The sequence below is a fragment of the Brevibacterium sp. 1718 genome (assembly GCF_051131255.1).
Lineage (GTDB): Bacteria > Actinomycetota > Actinomycetes > Actinomycetales > Brevibacteriaceae > Brevibacterium > Brevibacterium sediminis.
In genome coordinates this window covers 805,397-817,486 of sequence record NZ_CP186550.1, presented here as the reverse complement: position 1 = coordinate 817,486, position 12,090 = coordinate 805,397, and the positions used below count along the sequence as shown (strand labels likewise).

Annotated in this window: 13 protein-coding genes; 7 read left to right on the top strand and 6 right to left on the bottom strand. The window is 65.9% G+C overall.

Features of this window, described 5'->3' with window-relative positions:
• Positions 1–78: 78 nt before the first annotated feature.
• The 3 genes from ACOZ9V_RS03480 to ACOZ9V_RS03470 all read right to left on the bottom strand — a co-directional run bounded on the left by ACOZ9V_RS03480 (position 79) and on the right by ACOZ9V_RS03470 (position 3,329).
• Positions 79–1,005 carry a response regulator gene (locus tag ACOZ9V_RS03480; RefSeq protein ID WP_434593673.1) on the bottom strand — a complete coding sequence of 309 codons (927 nt, stop codon included), beginning with the start codon at positions 1,003–1,005 and terminating at the stop codon, positions 79–81.
• Positions 1,002–2,618, bottom strand: coding sequence for a sensor histidine kinase (locus tag ACOZ9V_RS03475; RefSeq protein ID WP_434593670.1), 1,617 nt, complete (start codon positions 2,616–2,618; stop codon positions 1,002–1,004). The genes ACOZ9V_RS03480 and ACOZ9V_RS03475 overlap by 4 nt, the downstream gene beginning before the upstream one ends.
• A 171-nt stretch (positions 2,619–2,789) precedes the next feature.
• Complete coding sequence (locus tag ACOZ9V_RS03470) at positions 2,790–3,329, bottom strand: DinB family protein (RefSeq protein ID WP_229664162.1); 540 nt, start codon at positions 3,327–3,329, stop codon at positions 2,790–2,792.
• Between the two features lie 204 nt (positions 3,330–3,533).
• Between ACOZ9V_RS03470 and ACOZ9V_RS03465 the strand changes: the two genes are divergently transcribed.
• Positions 3,534–4,814 (top strand): PLP-dependent aminotransferase family protein, encoded by a 1,281-nt coding sequence (locus ACOZ9V_RS03465; RefSeq protein ID WP_229664163.1) that lies wholly within the window; start codon positions 3,534–3,536, stop codon positions 4,812–4,814.
• 126 nt (positions 4,815–4,940) lie between these two features.
• On the opposite strand, the gene ACOZ9V_RS03460 is transcribed toward ACOZ9V_RS03465, so the two are convergent.
• Positions 4,941–5,627, bottom strand: coding sequence for a TetR/AcrR family transcriptional regulator (locus ACOZ9V_RS03460; protein WP_181271978.1), 687 nt, complete (start codon positions 5,625–5,627; stop codon positions 4,941–4,943).
• A 63-nt stretch (positions 5,628–5,690) separates the two neighbouring features.
• Between ACOZ9V_RS03460 and ACOZ9V_RS03455 the strand changes: the two genes are divergently transcribed.
• The 5 genes from ACOZ9V_RS03455 (at position 5,691) to crcB (ending at position 8,478) form a co-directional block, all read left to right on the top strand.
• Positions 5,691–6,446 carry an SDR family oxidoreductase gene (locus ACOZ9V_RS03455; RefSeq protein WP_434593665.1) on the top strand — a complete coding sequence of 252 codons (756 nt, stop codon included), beginning with the start codon at positions 5,691–5,693 and terminating at the stop codon, positions 6,444–6,446.
• A gap of 69 nt (positions 6,447–6,515) precedes the next feature.
• Complete coding sequence (locus ACOZ9V_RS03450; protein WP_139469895.1) at positions 6,516–6,845, top strand: nuclear transport factor 2 family protein; 330 nt, start codon at positions 6,516–6,518, stop codon at positions 6,843–6,845.
• Between the two features lie 105 nt (positions 6,846–6,950).
• Positions 6,951–7,673: a universal stress protein gene (locus ACOZ9V_RS03445; RefSeq protein WP_434593661.1), complete on the top strand. Its 723-nt coding sequence runs from the start codon at positions 6,951–6,953 to the stop codon at positions 7,671–7,673.
• Complete coding sequence (locus ACOZ9V_RS03440) at positions 7,670–8,104, top strand: fluoride efflux transporter FluC (protein WP_434593658.1); 435 nt, start codon at positions 7,670–7,672, stop codon at positions 8,102–8,104. Before ACOZ9V_RS03445 ends, ACOZ9V_RS03440 begins: the two co-directional genes overlap by 4 nt.
• The gene (gene crcB, locus ACOZ9V_RS03435; RefSeq protein WP_181271973.1) at positions 8,101–8,478 is read left to right on the top strand and encodes a fluoride efflux transporter CrcB; all 378 of its coding nucleotides are present in this window, start codon (positions 8,101–8,103) and stop codon (positions 8,476–8,478) included. The genes ACOZ9V_RS03440 and crcB overlap by 4 nt, the downstream gene beginning before the upstream one ends.
• 183 nt (positions 8,479–8,661) lie before the next feature.
• Here crcB and ACOZ9V_RS03430 read toward each other — a convergent pair whose 3' ends face one another.
• A complete protein-coding gene (locus ACOZ9V_RS03430) occupies positions 8,662–9,738 on the bottom strand; it encodes an NADH:flavin oxidoreductase/NADH oxidase (protein WP_434593654.1) in 1,077 nt (358 codons plus the stop codon).
• Positions 9,739–9,937: 199 nt separating this feature from the next.
• On the opposite strand from ACOZ9V_RS03430, the gene ACOZ9V_RS03425 reads away from it, so the two are divergent.
• Positions 9,938–10,282, top strand: coding sequence for an ArsR/SmtB family transcription factor (locus tag ACOZ9V_RS03425; protein WP_139469891.1), 345 nt, complete (start codon positions 9,938–9,940; stop codon positions 10,280–10,282).
• 255 nt (positions 10,283–10,537) lie between these two features.
• On the opposite strand, the gene ACOZ9V_RS03420 is transcribed toward ACOZ9V_RS03425, so the two are convergent.
• Positions 10,538–12,007: an MFS transporter gene (locus ACOZ9V_RS03420; RefSeq protein WP_181271971.1), complete on the bottom strand. Its 1,470-nt coding sequence runs from the start codon at positions 12,005–12,007 to the stop codon at positions 10,538–10,540.
• Between the last annotated feature and the right edge of the window lie 83 nt (positions 12,008–12,090).

Sequence of the window (12,090 nt, the reverse complement as noted above, 5' to 3'; positions counted from 1 at the left end):
TTCCCTAGAGCGACCTTGCTCGCCGACGATGAACCGGTCTCGAGCGGTCAGCCCGGGCGCGTGCGAGATGCTTCCGGCTCAGTCCCCTGCCCCGACGAGACCGGCTTCGTAGGCGAACACGACGGCCTGCACACGGTCGCGGGCCTCGAGCTTCATGAGGATCCGACCGACGTGGGTCTTCACGGTCGGCTGGGCGAGAAAGAGCCGCTCGCCGATCTCGGTGTTGCTCAGCCCGGTGGCAATGAGCACGAGAACCTCGGTCTCGCGCTGAGTCAGTGACTCCAACCGACGCATATCGGCCGCGTCGAGACGGCTCGCACCGGCCCGTCGGGACGCATCCGCGCTACCGTTGCTCTGCATCCCCCGTTCGCTCAGTGCAGAGGCGCTGCCCTCGGATGATGCAGACTCACCGTCCCCGGGCAGGGTGGGCGCAACGCCCCCGGCCGATGTCGCATCGGTTTCCGAGGCCTCCGACTGCGGAGCCGAATGGGGCGGATCCCCCGCGCCGAGGTGGGGCAGGAGTCGTGTCTCGAGCAGTCGCCTGGTGGTGGTGGGAGCGATGACGGCACCGCCGTCGACGACGGTGCGGATCGACTCGAGGAGCACCTCGGGCAGGGTGTCTTTGAGCAGAAAGCCTGACGCACCGGCCCGCAGCGCACGCAGGGCGTAATCGTCATCGTCGAAGGTGGTCAGCACGATGATCTTCGGGGGACGGATCGCCCCATCGTCGGCGAGAGCGAGGATCCGCTGGGTCGCTTCGATGCCGTCGATACGGGGCATCCGAACGTCCATGAGCACGACATCGGGTTGATCTTGCACGACGATGTCGAGACCTGCCGCACCGTCGCCGGCCTGTCCGACGACGGTGAGGTCGGGTTGGGAATCGATGACCATGGCGAAACCCGCCCTCACGAGAGCCTGATCATCGACGAGGACGACGCGCAGCGGCCCGCTCGCCCGAGCACCGGTCCGACCGTGCACGGTCGCCTCGCCATCGGCGCTCATCGGCTGCTCTCCTCGATTTCGGCGATCTGATTCTCTCCCGCCTCGGCGGTCTGCCCTGCTACGGCTGTCTGCCCGGTTCCGGCAGACCCATTCTCCCCATGGTCGGACGAATCATGGGGGCTGGCGCCCGGAGTGACGCTGGGATCGGCTTCGGGTTCGGGACTGGGCACGGGAGCGGACAGCGGCAACCTGGCCTCGACGAGGAATCCCGTCGTCGTTCCGAAGGCGCTTCCTGTGACAGTGCCGGAGGAGAACCCGGGCTTCGCGTCGGTGTGTCCTTCGGACCGGTCCTTCACTCCGGTCGAACGGATCGGCCGGGCCATGAGCGTGCCGCCGTAGAGCGCAGCGCGTTCCTGCATGCCGACGATTCCGTATCCACGGCCGTGGATCGCATTCCGTGCCGGATCGTCGGCTCCGTGGCTGTCGGCTTCTCCGCTCCTGCGGCCTGTCCCGTTTCCGGTTCCGTTGTCGCTGATCCGGGCGACGAGCTCTGCGTCCTCGGTCAGCAGCTCGACATGTGCCCGGGCACCGTCCCCGGCATGTTTGAGCACATTCGTCAGCGCCTCCTGAACGATGCGGTAGACGGCGAGCGACGCTCCTTCGGCCAAGCGGCCGCGGTCGACGTCATCCAGTTCGGTCACCGAGACCGGAAGCCCCGCCGATCGCACATCGGCGATGAGGGAGCCGATGTCCGCGACGCCGGGCAGCGGCGACGAAGAGCGCTCGTCGTCCTCCTCGGCGCGGAGGAAGCCGAGCAGCGACCGCGTCTGTGCCAAGGCTTCCCGTCCGGTCTGTGCGATGGTCTCGAGGGCTCCGACCGCGACGGCCGGATCGGTCTTCGCCGCATAGCGTCCTCCGTCGGCTTGGGCGATGACGACGGACAGGGAATGGGCGATGACATCATGCATTTCGCGGGCGATGCGCATGCGTTCGGCATCGGCGGCCAGCCGGGTCTCGGATTCGCGTTCGCGCTCCAGCAGGCGGTTGCGCTCGCGGATGCCCTCGATCTCGCGGCGGCGACGGAATCCGACTCCGCCCAACAGCCAGGCGATGAGCACGATCGACGCGCACAGTGCCACGAGGACGACCAGCAGCACGTACTCACCGAATGCCAGGGGTCGCGGGTTCGCCCCGATCGTCGCCTGCAGGGACACGAGGTAGAGCCACCCGCCCAGGAAGAGTGCGCCGAGGAGGCCCAGGACGAGCACGATGCGACCGTGGTTGCGCGTCCCCCACGCTGTAGTCGAATACACGGTGATCGGCACGGCGACGATGCCGAAGGTCGGTCCCATCATCGTGAGCACGGTCAGCAGGCAGCCGACGGCGATGAGCGAAGAGCTCAGCAGCGGGGCAGTGCGTCGCAGTCCCAGCGGCAGCGTCTGGAGCAGAACGATGCCGACCTGCACTGCCACGGGCACCAAGGCGATCTCGCTCCGCTCGGCCTGGGAGGAGGTGAAGACGACAGTCAGATAAGTGATCGGCAGAGCCCAGAGCAGTGAGTCGACGATCCAAGGATGAGCGGTGAGGGTGCGACGGATGCGGTCGACGCGGTCGGGGGTGCGCTGCTGCGGCTCCGGGCGGTGGCCCTCGGTCCGGATCGATCGATTGCTCATGTCGGCCATGGTAGTTCTGCGCCGCCGGACTCACATCATACTCAGGGCTGATCCGCGCAGACGATGCCCGCCGCGGCGCTCGCCCACGGGACCGTACTCACTCGGGAGCGTCAGATCGCCGAGGCGGCTCCGCCGTCACGCACCACCCCGACTCGCCGAGGAGGTCCTTCCCTAGCGCGCGATCCCGGACCAGCCGCCGCGTCTCCCCCGTTCAGCGAGAATCTGCTCGCGGAGGATATCCGCGTGACCGCAGTGCTGGGCGAGCTCCCGCAGGACATGGAGAAGCACCCATCGCAGCGGCATCGGCCCGGCCCGATGACCGGTGAGCACGGAATCGAGGTCCATCCCCTCGATCGCCGAATGCGAGCGCTCCACGGCGGCCTGGTAGTCAGCCGAGACGCTGGCGATCGTGTCCGAGGAGTCGAGGAGGAAGGAGTCTTTTGAGTCGTGAGGCAGCCCGTAGTCGACCCGGCTCCGACCGGTGACTGCTTCACCGAACCAGACTGTTTCGACGAACACCGCATGTTTGAGCAGAGACAGCAGGCGGGTTCTGCTCGGTACCAGGGATCGCCTCGCTTCGTCTTCGCTCAGGTCGTCGAGGGTCCCGAGCAGATGCTGTCGGTGTTCGTCGATGAACGCTGTGAACTGTGCGGCCAGGTCGGCCTCTCGCATGGCGAAAGTGCTGTTGGCGTCGACTCCGTTGCCTGTCATGTCCCCACTGTAGAGCCGCCTCGGCGAGGGAGGACCGACCTGATCGACGACTCGCCCGAAATCGCAGGGGATCAGCATCCTTGTCCGCCACGTCCCCCACCCCTATGCTGAAGTGACCCACGTACACCGTCGTTCGGGCAGGAGCCTTGGCATTGTCGCCGGAGCCGTCGACTTCAGGGCATCACCGCTCAGAGGAGGTCGCTCATGTCCACCACGTCAATGCATCCGGCCACGAGTGCTTCGCAGAACCAGCCCGAGAACCAGTCGCAGTCCCCCGCGCTGCCCTACGCCCGCCGCCGCGATCAGCTCGTCGGCTCCGTCATCGATGCCTCCACCACGGTGCTCGCCCAATATCACCATGACATCGTCAAGTTCGGCATGGGTGCGCCGGCACCGGACATGCTCCCGGCCGCGGACTTCGCCCGCATCGCCTCGGACGTCTTCTCTCCGGAGAACTTCACCTACGGGGAGACGAAGGGCGAGCCCATCCTCATCGAAGCCCTCCACGACTACCTCGCCGCCACCGAACAGATCCCGCCCGAACAGCAGGGGAACCGCGACCGTCTCCTCATCACCTCCGGCGGCATGCAGGGACTCGATCTCGGGTTCAAACTCTTCGTCACCCCCGGTGACCTCGTCGCCTGTGAGTCGCCGACCTATACGAACGGTTCGGCGACGGCCATGAGCTATGAGGCGGAGATCCTCGAGATCCCCGTCGACGAAGAAGGCATGCAGATCGACGTCCTCGAGGAGCGCACACAGCGCACCGGGCGCGCCCCGAAGGTCATCTACACCGTCCCGACCTTCCAGAACCCCGCTGGCGTGACCATGTCGCTGCCGCGTCGCGAGCGCCTCCTCGAATTCGCCCACCGCCACCGGTCGGTGATCATCGAGGACAATCCGTACGGGATGCTGCGCTTCGAAGGTCAGTCCCTGCCCGCGCTGAGCGACCTCAGCCCGAACGATCCCCTCATCTTCGGGGTGCGTACGTTCTCGAAATTCGTCGCCCCGGGTCTGCGGGTCGGCTGGATCGACGTCGATCCCGAGGTCCGCGAGCTCGCTGTCAACGCCAAGCAGACGATGGACTCCTGCGCCCCCGTCCCCAACCAGCACCTCATCGCCCGGTGGCTGGCCGAAGGCGGCGCCGACTCGCACGTCGAGGTCCTGCGCACGGCCTACCGCGAGCGGAAGATTGCGATGTCAGAAGGACTGGAGAGGCTCTTCCCCGGAGAGATCCGAGCCACCGATCCCGACGGCGGATTCTTCCTGTGGGTGACCTTCGAGGACGAATCCATCAACACCGAAGACCTCATGACCACCGCGCTCGAGGAAGGTGTGGCCTACATTCCCGGTCCTGCGTTCTCGCCGGCCGGGAACTTCTCGAACGCGTTGCGCCTGTGCTTCGCCTCGGCGGCTCCAGACCGCATCGACGATGGCCTGCAGCGCCTCCGCCGTGCCGTCGACCGCTACCGCGCAGAGCGCTGATCACCAGGACGACACCTTCGCCGAGGCGGCTCCGACCTCGCCCGACCACGACGTCCGAGCGCTCCCGAACCGACGACCCCGCCTCGGCCGAACAGGCGGGCGCGGCCGCCTGTTCGGCGACCGTTTTCAGACCTCGCCGAGGCGGCCGATCCATTGGATGAGGAGCTGAGTCTCCGTTTCGCCCAGGATGTCCGGATTCGCCGCAGCACGTTCGATGACAGCATGACCCAGACGACCGTCGCCCGGTTCGCTCTGTCCGGTTCCGGTGATGGCGGCGAGGACGCCTTCACGGACGCCTGCCGAAAGTTCGGGATCGTTTTTGCCTTGAATGACCAGTCGCAGGGTGACGCCGATATTCGTGGCGAGCACATGAGCGGCCGCCTGCTCGTGGCCAACGACGAGCCGTCCATCCTGTTCCGCTTTGAGCGTCAGACCGCGCAGAATCTCGCTCGGCTTCGACTGCGCCTCAGGTGAATAGCCTGGCCTGACCTTGCCGTACATGAGGGTGTAGAAACCCGGATTCTCCAGGCCGAAGGCGACGTGAGCATCCCAGCCCAGACGCAGATCCTGAATCGGGTCGCCACTGGATTCGGTTGAGGATTTGGCCGAGAGATACATGTCGAAGCCACGCTCCACGACGGCCTCGACCAGTCCCTGCTTGTTGCCGAAGAAATGGTACAGAGTGGGCATCTTGACCCCCGCCGCGTCGCAGACAGCGCGCAGAGAGAAGTCCTCTCCGGGCGTCGCGGCAATGAGGTCGGCGGCCGCTTCGAGCAGGCGGGTCCGTGTATCCGTTCCCTCAACTTCTGTCATATCGCTATATTATAGTGTACCGTCGATATAGTCCGATGTAACAACGATACGGAGGTTGAGACCATGACTGAACAGACTCTGCAAGGCAAGACCATCCTCATCGCAGGAGGCGGGAAGAACCTCGGCGGACTCATCGCTCGACAGGCCGCCGCAGCCGGAGCCGATATCGCCGTCCACTACAACTCGGAACCAACGCGCCCGGAGGCCGAAGAGACACTCGCGGCCGTCGAGGCCAGCGGATCGAAGGGCGTTCTGCTCACCGGAGATCTCACCAAGCCCGCCAACGTCGAGAGGCTCTTCGACGATGCCGTCTCGGCGCTGGGGCCCATCGATATCGCGGTGAACACGACTGGCAAGGTTCTGCGCAAGCCCATTGCGGAGACCACCGAAGACGAGTACGACGCGATGTTCGACATCAACGCGAAGGCCGCGTACTTCTTCATCAAGGAAGCAGGCAAACACCTTGCCGACAATGGGAAGATCGTCACCATCGTCACCGCCCTGCTCGCCGCGTTCACCGACGGCTACTCGACCTACGCCGGCGGCAAGAGTCCGGTCGAGCACTTCACCCGAGCCGCGGCGAAGGAGTATGCCGACCGCGGCATCTCCGTCACCGCCATCGCGCCCGGGCCCATGGACACTCCCTTCTTCTACGGTCAGGAGACCCCGGAACGAGTGGAGTTCCACAAATCGCAGGGCATGGGCAACCGTCTGACCCGAATCGAAGACATCGCACCGATCGTGCGATTCCTCGCCACGGAAGGCAGCTGGATCACCGGCCAGACGATCTTCGCCAACGGCGGCTACACCACTCGCTGAGGCGGACACGACACTTCCGTCCCCTGAGCACCCATCCAACAACCACCTCTCGAAACCACAGGAGCACACGTGTCAGATCTGCAGATTCCCGAACCCGTCGCCGGCTTCATCGACACCGTCAACGCTCACGATGACCAGGGTTTCCTCGACGCATTCACCTCTGACGGAGTCGTGGATGACTGGGGCCGCGAGTTCCAGGGCCGAGAGGCCATCAAGGCGTGGAGCGACAAGGAGTTCATCGGCGCAACCGGCATCCTCACGCCAGAAGAGGTCACCGTCGACGGAAACGACGTCATCGTCGTCGGCGATTGGCGTTCGACGCATGCCAACGGTCGATCATCATTCGCCTTCATCATCGACGGCGACAAACTGAGCCGGATGACGATCCGCGAAGGCTGAGGCTCGGCGAGCGCTGATACCCCAGCGGGGGCCGTCGGATGCCGGCCATCTTCGGATGCCGGCCATCCGACGGCCCTTTCGCTATGGCCCTGTGGCACAATATTGGTGTCGCGACTGCGCGGCACGGCGGTGGGGCTCGCCGTACCCAACCTCGGAGGCGGAACCTCGGTGTTCGCCTTCGACAACAGTCCCTACCTCGACCGGCTTCAGCATGCCCGAAAGGTAGGAGAGACCATGACCGCCAGCCCCGATCCGATATACGACGGGCCGCCACACGCCCGCATCATCCTCGGCGTCGTCCCCGATCAGCCCGCCGAGGTGATCGTCGCCGCTGCGGACTACGCCGCCCATTTCGACGCTGAGCTCGTCTGTGCCCATGTCGACGCCTCCCGCTACACCGTTGAGACTCGTCCCGACGGCTCCGTGCTCTCGATGCCCATCGATCCGGACACCACCGACGAGGCGGCCACCGAGTTCGACCCAGAACTCCAGGACCGCATCGCTGCCGCCCTGGAAGGCACGAATGTCGCCTGGTCGACCCGCGCGCTGGCCGGGTCACCGGCACAGGAACTCGACCGGCTCGCCGAGGCGCTCGATGCCCGCATGATCATCCTCGGCGTCCGTCGCGCAGGTGTTCGCGGCTCACTGCATGAGTTCTTCAACGGCTCGGTCGCAATCCAGTTGTCGAGGCGCCAGCATCGCCCCCTCGTCGTCGTTCCGCTGGCGACAGGCACCGACGACATGGGCAACCCCGAAGCCCCTGCGACGTCGCCGACCCCTGGCGCCTCCCCCGCTGCCGAGACTCAAGCCGGCGAGGGCGAGCAGTGACCCGGCCGGTCCACCTCCGCCTGCCCTATTTGGGGCTCGCGTTCATCGGCGGCGCAGTCGGAACTGCGGCACGCGAGGCGATCAGCCTGAGCCTGCCGCCCCTCGGCGATGTGCCGTGGGCAATCCTCACGGTGAACATCCTTGGGGCGTTCCTGCTCGGCCTGCTGTTGGATTCCCTGGCGCGCAGCGGTCCAGATGAAGGGTGGCGTCGCCGAGCGCGGATCCTGGTCGGCACCGGTTTCATGGGCGGGTTCACCACGTACAGCGCGCTGGCCGCGGATACCGCTGGTCTCCTCGGCGCGGATCCGGGCGGTGCGAGCAACCCCGGCATCGGCCTTGCCTACGTGGTGGGAACGGTACTCATCGGCGGCCTCGCCACGTTCGCCGGCATCGCCACGGCGACGACGCTGCGTCGAGGAGGTGCCCGATGACGCCGCTGGTCTTCGTCGCCCTTGCAGCCGCCGGCGGGCTCGGCGCCTCATCACGAATGCTGATCGACGGTCTCATCAAGTCCCGCATGAGCACGGCTCTGCCGTGGGGAACGATCATCATCAATGTCTCGGGATCGCTCATGCTCGGACTGCTGACCGGGCTGGCCGGGGCGAACCTGCTGCCGCAAGCCTGGCACCTGGTGCTCGGCACGGGATTCCTCGGCGGCTATACGACGTTTTCGACGGCGAGCTTCGAAACGGTCCGACTTCTCCAGGAACGTCGCTGGGCCGCCGGCCTGGTCAACGCGCTCGGCACCCTCGTCTTCGCCACGACGGCCGCGGCGATCGGAATGTGGCTCGGAGGCCTGGCCTAGCTGCAACTGACCGTTCTGAGCTCAGCCACATCTCCACACGCTCACCCTCAGCGAGGCGCTGTCCGCGCAGACGCCGAACGGCCCATTTGAAGGTGAAGAGCCCATATTCAAATCTGAGCTTTTCACCTTCAACTGGGCCGTCAGCGTATAAGCATTGAGCCGCTCCAGCGACTCTGCCTCAACTCACTTATACGCGCGGTGGTACTGAGCCGGGCGGTAGTCGATGTCGAAGCGCAGGGCGTCGGCGGCGCGCCACGCGAAGTTCGGATCGCGGAGGTACTCACGGCCCACGAGGATCACATCGGCCTGGCCGGTGGCCAGAATGTGCTCGCCCTGGAACGGTTCGCTGATGAGGCCGACGGCCGCGGTCGGCAGCCCCGATCCCTGACGCACGCCGGCGGCCAGGTTCGTCTGGTAGCCGGGGCCGACGGGAATCGACGCCATCACATTGCCGCCGGAGGAGACGTCGATGAGGTCGACGCCGTGTTCCTTGAGCCATCCGGCGACCTCCACTGTGTCGTCGAGCGTGAGCCCGCCGTCGGTCCAGTCCGTCGCGGAGAGGCGCACGAACACGGGAACGTCCTCGCCCACCTCGGTGCGGGTGGCATCGACGATGTCGAGCAGCAGTCGGGCCCGGTTCTCCAAGGATCCGCCGTAGGAGTCGGTGCGCGTATTGCTCAGGGGCGACAGGAACTCATGGAAGAGGTAACCGTGTGCGGCGTGGATCTCGACGAAGTCGAACCCGGCCTCGATCGCCCGGCGGGCCGAGGACCGGAAGGCCGCGACCACCTCGGCGATCTCTGTTTCGGTCAGTGCTCGCGGTTCGGCGAGGCCGTCGAAGGCCAGTGCGGACGGAGCCACGGTCTGCCAACCGCCTTCGTCGACGGGCAGGCTGCCGTCGCGGTCGGTTCCCCATTCCGGATACGTCGAGGCCTTGCGGCCGGCGTGGGCGAGCTGGATGCCGGCGGCGGTGCCCTGCGAGTGGAGGAAGTCGACGACGGGAACGAAGGCATCGCGCTGCTCGTCGTTCCACAGCCCCAGATCCTTGGCCGAGATCCGCGCCTCCGGTGTGACTCCGGTGGCTTCGACGACGACGGCGCCGGCCCCTCCCCGGGCCATGGCGCCGTAGTGGACGGTATGCCAAGGAGCGGGGACCCCGTCAAGAGTCTCGACGGAGTACTGGCACATCGGCGGAACCCAGATCCGGTTGCGGAAGGTCAGGCCGCGCAGTGTGAGCGGTTCGAACAGCAGATGAGACATGACACCTCGTGATCTCGTCGAAAGTAGTCGGTTGGAAGTATGAGATTTTTCGTACTTCGAGTTCGCACTTTACTACGATGAATTTCGTACTACCAAATATTTCGTACAATGGAGAGATACGGCGCTACCTGTGATCGGTGGCTGTTCAGACGACATCCACCGACGCCAACCGACACGATGGCGAGATGGGAGGATCCAGATGCGCACACTCGACCACCCCAGCAGGGACGAGATGAGACTCGACACCGTCCTGGCCGCCCTCGCCGACCCGGTCCGCCGGACCGTCGCCTGCAAACTCAACGACGCTTTCGGCGATCATGCGTGTGCGACCTTCGAGCTGCCGGTGTCGAAGTCCACGGCGACCTACCACTTCCGCACACTGCGCGAAGCTGGTGTGATCCGACAGGAGTATGAGGGCACGAAGATCATGAATACCCTGCGCAAGGACGATCTCGACGCCCGTTTCCCCGGCCTCCTCGACGCCGTGTTCGCCGCCCAGGACATCGAACGCGCCGAGGCGACCGCCCCCGAATCTCGCGACTGACCCGGCCGCTCCTCCTCCAAGCCCGAATTCGCCGGTTCGCTTCTGCGCGGACCCTCGTCGAGACGAGCGATCGGGCGCCTCTCCCCGCACGAACAAGCCCCCTCTCCCCCGCTGACGAAAGTTAAGTGTGGCCAGATTGCCCGCTGCTTGCGAGCAGACGAGCAATCTGGCCACACTTAAGTCGCAACCGGGACCACCTCGTCGTTCTGATTGAGCACCTCGACGCGGAAATCGACGATGTCGTCGGACCGGGGCTCAGCTCCTGACCGGCTGCCCCTCCTGCCGGGACTTGGCCCGACCGCGAGCAAGATCGACCAGTCCGATGATTCCGGCGAAGACGATGACGAGCGCAATGAACCCGAAGCCCGCGACGATGGCGGCGCCGTAGCCGGCCATCGGCTGGACGACGAAGAACACGGCGGTGACGATCGCGATGCCGATGGCCGTGCCCACCCGCTGCCCGGTCTGCATCACACCACCGGAGCTGCCCGCATACTCGACGGGCACCTCGGCCAGAGTGAGGGTCTGGTTCGGGCTGATCGCCATGCCCTGCCCGAGGCCGGTGACCCCGAGTGTGAGGAGCAGCCACCAGATGCTGATCCCCCAGGCCTCATGCGCCACCACGAGGAGCGCCGAGGCGACGACCCCGGTCAGACCGATCGCGACCCCGAAGACGACCATCTTCCGGCCGAAGGTGAGCACGACACGGCCGGCCGCCTGTGCTGCGATCGCCGAGAGCAGCGCCGAAGGCAGACCGACGAGGCCCGCGTGGAGGGCGGGGAATCCGAGACCGTTCTGCAGATAGAGCGCCACGATGACCCAGATGCCGGGCATACCGACGAAATACATGGACGTCAGCGACGCCCCGTAGGCGAAGCTGCGTGTCCGGAACAGCTGCATGTCGACCATCGGTGATCCGCCTCGCCGAGAGTATCGGTTCTCCCACCACACCCACAGCCAGACGACGGCGACGCCGACCGGGACGAGGGCATAGATCCAAGCACCTGCGCTGCGCTCGAGGAAGGGCAGCATGACCAGCAACGTGCCCACGCCGAGCAGAACGAGTCCGACGGGGTCGAAGTCGGCGCGGCGTCGGCCGTCCGAATCGGACTCGGTGCCGGTGCCGATCCAGGCGCTCTTCGGCAGCCAGAAACGGCCGAGGATGATTGCGGCCAGGGCGATCGGCACGTTGATGAGGAACGCCGAACGCCATCCCCACTCGTCGCCGAGAACAGCGATGAGTCCACCGCCGAGCACGGGGCCGATGCCCACGGAGACACCGACGATCGTGCCGAACATCCCGAAGGCGCGACCGCGCACCTGGCCATGGAAGTACTGTTGGAGCATCCCCACCCCCTGGGGGCTGAGCAGGCCGGAGCCGAGACCCATGACGACACGGGCGATGTTGAGCACGAGCGGGTCCGGGGACAGTCCCGAGATGAGGGAACCGAGGGCGAAGACACTGACGCCGATGACGAAGAGCCGACCACGGCCGAAGAGGTCACCGGCTCGGCCGGCTGCGACGAGGAGCACGCCGAACGCGAGCGTATACCCCGAGAGCACCCACTGGATCGCCGAATTCGAGGCGCCGATCGAGCGCTGCATGTCGGGGAGGATGACATTGACGATCGAGACGCTCAGCAGCGACATGAACATCGGGACGAGCATCACCGCCAGGATCTTGCGCTGCTCTGCCGTCATGACCGTCTCGGAAACATTACCCATTCATATAGTTCTACGCCGCCCTGCCGACAAGCACAATCGGCCTCCGTGGTGCGTTTGCTCACGCGCCACGCAGGCCGATGTGT

Bases quoted from the DNA above. Each gene is read 5' to 3' on its own strand.
- ACOZ9V_RS03480 (WP_434593673.1), bottom strand. From the start codon at position 1,005: ATGAGCGCCGATGGCGAGGCGACCGTGCACGGTCGGACCGGTGCTCGG.
- ACOZ9V_RS03475 (WP_434593670.1), bottom strand. From the start codon at position 2,618: ATGAGCAATCGATCGATCCGGACCGAGGGCCACCGCCCGGAGCCGCAG.
- ACOZ9V_RS03470 (WP_229664162.1), bottom strand. From the start codon at position 3,329: ATGACAGGCAACGGAGTCGACGCCAACAGCACTTTCGCCATGCGAGAG.
- ACOZ9V_RS03465 (WP_229664163.1), top strand. From the start codon at position 3,534: ATGTCCACCACGTCAATGCATCCGGCCACGAGTGCTTCGCAGAACCAG.
- ACOZ9V_RS03460 (WP_181271978.1), bottom strand. From the start codon at position 5,627: ATGACAGAAGTTGAGGGAACGGATACACGGACCCGCCTGCTCGAAGCG.
- ACOZ9V_RS03455 (WP_434593665.1), top strand. From the start codon at position 5,691: ATGACTGAACAGACTCTGCAAGGCAAGACCATCCTCATCGCAGGAGGC.
- crcB (WP_181271973.1), top strand. From the start codon at position 8,101: ATGACGCCGCTGGTCTTCGTCGCCCTTGCAGCCGCCGGCGGGCTCGGC.
- ACOZ9V_RS03430 (WP_434593654.1), bottom strand. From the start codon at position 9,738: ATGTCTCATCTGCTGTTCGAACCGCTCACACTGCGCGGCCTGACCTTC.
- ACOZ9V_RS03425 (WP_139469891.1), top strand. From the start codon at position 9,938: ATGCGCACACTCGACCACCCCAGCAGGGACGAGATGAGACTCGACACC.
- ACOZ9V_RS03420 (WP_181271971.1), bottom strand. From the start codon at position 12,007: ATGGGTAATGTTTCCGAGACGGTCATGACGGCAGAGCAGCGCAAGATC.